This is a genomic window from Cellulomonas sp. (genome assembly GCF_036279715.1).
GTDB lineage: Bacteria > Actinomycetota > Actinomycetes > Actinomycetales > Cellulomonadaceae > Cellulomonas_A.
In genome coordinates this window covers 1-3987 of the sequence record NZ_DASUIR010000149.1, presented here as the reverse complement: position 1 = coordinate 3987, position 3987 = coordinate 1, and the positions used below count along the sequence as shown (strand labels likewise).

Here is a 3987-nt window from a genome sequence, read left to right as displayed (position 1 = left end):
ACGGCACGACGATCGTCATCCCCGTCGACCCCACCGGCCCGCCCATCGCCGCGAGCGCGTCGGGCGCCTCGTCGAGCCGGACGACCCGGCCCACGAGCTGCTCCGGACGGAGCACGCCCGCGGCGATCAGCTCGAGCATCGCGGGGTACTCGTGCGCGGCCATCCCGTGGCTGCCGTACAGCTCGAGCTCCCAGGCGATGACCCGGTCCATCGGCAGGCGGGGCGCGGACTGGTCCCCGAGCAGCAGCCCGACCTGCACGTGCCGGCCGCGCCGACGCAGGCTCAGGACGGACGCCGCAGCGGTCGCGGGCGAGCCGAGCGCGTCGAGCGAGACGTGGGCACCGCCGTCGGTCAGCGCGCGGATCCCTGCGCCGACGTCCGCCGGCGAGCCCGTGCCCAGCGTGCGGGGGTCGACGTGGAGCGTCGCGCCGAACTTGTGCGCCGCCACCAGGGCCGCCCGAGAGACGTCGACCGCGACGACCTGGGCACCGAGCGACGCCGCGATCATGACGGCCGACAGGCCCACGCCGCCGCAGCCGATCACCGCGACCCACTGACCAGGCTGGATCCGGCCGTGCACGGTGAGCGCACGGTAGGCCGTCGCGAACCGGCAGCCGAGCCCCGCGGCCGTCACGGGCGACATGCCCTCGGGCAGCCGGACGAGGTTGACGTCCGCGTGGTCGAGCGCGACGAGCTCGGCGAACGAGCCCCAGTGCGTGAAGCCCGGCTGCGTCTGGCGCTCGCAGACCTGCTGCTCGCCCGCCCGGCACGCCGCGCAGTCGCCGCACGCGTTGACGAACGGCACCGTGACCCGGTCGCCGACCGCCCAGCCGCGCACGTCCGGCCCGACCTCGACGACGGTGCCCGCGAGCTCGTGGCCCGGGACGTGCGGGAGCGTGACGTCCGAGTCGTGGCCCTGCCACGCGTGCCAGTCGCTGCGGCACACACCCGTGGCCTCGACCTTCACCACCACGCCCGCCGTCGGGCACGCGGGCGCCGGGACGTCCTGGACGGTGGGCAATGCCCCGAACTCTTCGATCATGACGGCGCGCACGGGTACATCCTGGGGCACGCGCGGTCGCCGAGCCGCGACCCGCCACCCGGACAACCGTTGCTCGCCGAGTGCGCTGGCAACGGACGGTCGAACCTCCGATGCCAGCGCCGGACGGACTCCTCAGAACGTCCGGTGCGTCCAGCGCCCCGCGAGCAACGTCCCCGCGACCGGCATCGCCCGCAGCCCGCCGGGTGCGTCGACCTGGTCGTCCGGGTCGACCTCGAGCACCGCGAGGTCCGCGGGCGCACCCACGGCCAGGGTGAGCGGACGGCCGTCGGTCGACGACGCGAGCGCGGTGCGCAGGTCGAGGCGCTGCTCGGGGTGCCATGGCTCCCGGCCGTCCCGGGCGCGCGTCACACCGGCGTCGATCGCGATCCACGGGTCCAGCGGCGCGACCGGTGCGTCGGAGCCGAGCACCAGCGTGACCCCGGCGTCGACGAGCGAGCGGAACATGAACGCGCGGTCGGTGCGCCCGGGCCAGTGCCGATCGGCGACGTCGCGGTCGTCCATCGCGTGCTCGGGCTGGACGCTCGCGACGAGCCCGAGCTCGGCGAACCGGGGGATGTCGGCCGGGTCGAGCAGCTGCGCGTGCTCGATGCTGCCGCGCGCACCCGTCGTGGCGAACGCGTCGAGCGCGAGGGTGTTCGCGGTGTCGCCGATCGCGTGGATCGCGCAGGTCAGTCCGTGCGCGTGCGCGTAGCCCATGAGCGGGACGAGCAGCTCGGGCGGGATCGAGAGCACGCCGCGCGCGCCGTCGCCGGTGAGGTCCGGGTACGGCTCGACGCAGAACGCCGTCCGCGAGTTGAGCGAGCCGTCGGTGATGACCTTGAGCGGGCCCTGGGCGAGCAGGCCGCCCGTGCCGACGACGACGTCGCCCGTCGCGAGCTCCTCAGCGACGACGCGGTCGAGGAACGCCTCCCACACGCCGGCGCGGACCCGCAGCGCTGTCGAGCCGTGCGCCATCCGGCGGCGCCACACGTCGAGGTTGTCGGCGATCTCGTAGTCCACGACACCGACCACACCGCGGGCTGCGGCGGCCCGCGCGGCCTCCTCGACCCAGGCGTCCGCGACGTCGTCGGGCACGTGGTCGATCGAGGCCGTGAACGGCATCCACGCACCCTCGCGCAGCAGGCCGGTCGAGCCCTCGCCCGCCCCGACGAACCGCAGCCCGGCACTGCTCAGCCACCCCGAGTGCAGGTCGCCTGACACGAGCACGACGGGTGTCTCCCCTACGGCCGCGTCGAGCAGGACCGCGGTCGGGACGTCGGGCCACAGCCCGTCGCGGAACCCGTGCCCGACGAGCGGCACCCCGTCGGGCGGCGGCTGCTCGGCGAGCCGACGGGCGACGATCGCGACGGCCTCGGCGGCCGACGACGCGCTGGACAGGTCGACCCGACGCCGCGCGAGCGCCCACTGCGTCATGTGCGTGTGCGCGTCCCAGAGGCCCGGGACGACCGTCCGGCCGTCGAGGTCGATCCGCTCGACGCCCGCTCGGCCGTCCGCCGTGTCCCGAGGTCCGACCGCCACGATCCGGCCGTCGCGCACGAGCACGTCGACCGGGCGCGCCGCCCCCACGAGCCGCGCGTCGGTGAGCAGGACAGCCTCGACCGGAGATCCGTTCATGTCGCCATCGAACCACTCGGGAGCGGTGACAGGGTCGGCGTAGTGGGCGCGCGCGGCAGCGCCGATCCATCATGGGGGCATGACGGGATCGCCCTCACCCCACGCCACGACAGGTCTCATCGCGGTGACCGGCGCCACCGGCCACGTCGGCGGGCTCGTCGCGCACGACCTGGCGCGCGAGGGGGCACGACTGCGGCTCGTCGTCCGCTCGGCCGCGCGCGCCCCGCAGCTCCCTGGAGCGGAAGTCGCCGTGGCGACCTACGGCGACCGCGACCGGTCCGTCGCCGCGCTCGACGGCGTCGACGTGCTGTTCATGGTCTCCGCCGCGGAGAGCGCCGACCGCCTCGACCAGCATCGGTCCTTCATCGATGCGGCCGTCGCGGCCGGTGTCCGCCACGTGGTCTACACGTCGTTCCTCGGTGCCGCGCCCGACGCGACCTTCACGCTCGCACGCGACCACTGGGCCACCGAGGAGCACCTGCGCGCCGTCGGCGTGCCGCACACGATCCTGCGCGACAGCTTCTACCTCGACTTCCTGCCCGACCTCGCCGGGCCCGACGGCGTCATCCGAGGTCCGGCGGGCGACGGCGTGGTCGGCGGGGTGGCGCGCGCCGACGTCGCACGGGTGGCCGCCGGCATCCTCGTCGCGGCCGACCAGCATGCCGGGGCGACCTACGAGCTCACGGGGCGCGAGGCCCTGAGCCTCACGGAGGCGGCCCGGATCATCAGTGACGTGACCGGCCGCGAGATGACCTACCACCCGGAGACGATCGACGAGGCGTACGCGTCGCGCGCGTCCTACGGCGCCCCCGACTGGCAGGTCGACGCGTGGGTCTCCACCTACACCGCGATCGCTGCCGGCGAGCTGGCACTCGTCACGGACACGGTCGAGCGCCTCACGGGTCGGCGGCCGATGACGCTCCGCGAGCTGCTGGCGCCGCTCGCGCTCTGACCGCACCGACGGGTAGCCGTTGGTCGCAGCCTCGTGCGCGGCGAACCCGAACGCCCAGGCCGCCCGCGCGGGCCGGGGAGGTTGCCGGGCTCGCGTCCAGCTGCGTGGTCAGTACGTGAAGGCGGCGACACCCTCACGCAGGTCGGCGGACAGGCGGGCGAGCTCGGTCACCGAGTCGCCCATCTGGCTCAGGACCTGAGCACTCGTGTCGGCCGCGGTGGCGACCCCCGTGATGTTCGACGCGATCTCACTGGACCCCATCGCCGCCTCCTGCACCCCCCGACTCATCTCGTTCGTCGTCGCCGTCTGCTCCTCCACCGCACTGGCGATCGTCAGCTGATAGTCATTGATCGACGCG

The 3987-nt window shown here is 74.6% G+C and carries 3 protein-coding genes and 1 pseudogene; 1 reads left to right on the top strand and 3 read right to left on the bottom strand.

Translation table 11 applies throughout. The annotated features are described in order from the left end of the window. On the bottom strand, positions 1–1054 hold a 1054-nt coding region (locus VFW79_RS13945; protein ID WP_329677895.1), incomplete at its 3' end, for a zinc-dependent alcohol dehydrogenase family protein. Between the two features lie 120 nt (positions 1055–1174). Continuing rightward, positions 1175–2677, bottom strand: a complete 1503-nt coding sequence (locus VFW79_RS13940; protein ID WP_329677894.1) for an amidohydrolase — start codon at positions 2675–2677, stop codon at positions 1175–1177. Positions 2678–2756: 79 nt separating this feature from the next. Between VFW79_RS13940 and VFW79_RS13935 the strand changes: the two genes are divergently transcribed. Further along, entirely contained in the window at positions 2757–3629 is an 873-nt protein-coding gene (locus tag VFW79_RS13935) for an SDR family oxidoreductase (protein ID WP_329677893.1), read from the top strand. Positions 3630–3737: 108 nt separating this feature from the next. Here VFW79_RS13935 and VFW79_RS13930 read toward each other — a convergent pair. Then, a pseudogene (locus tag VFW79_RS13930) lies at positions 3738–3987 on the bottom strand (methyl-accepting chemotaxis protein); the annotation flags it as partial.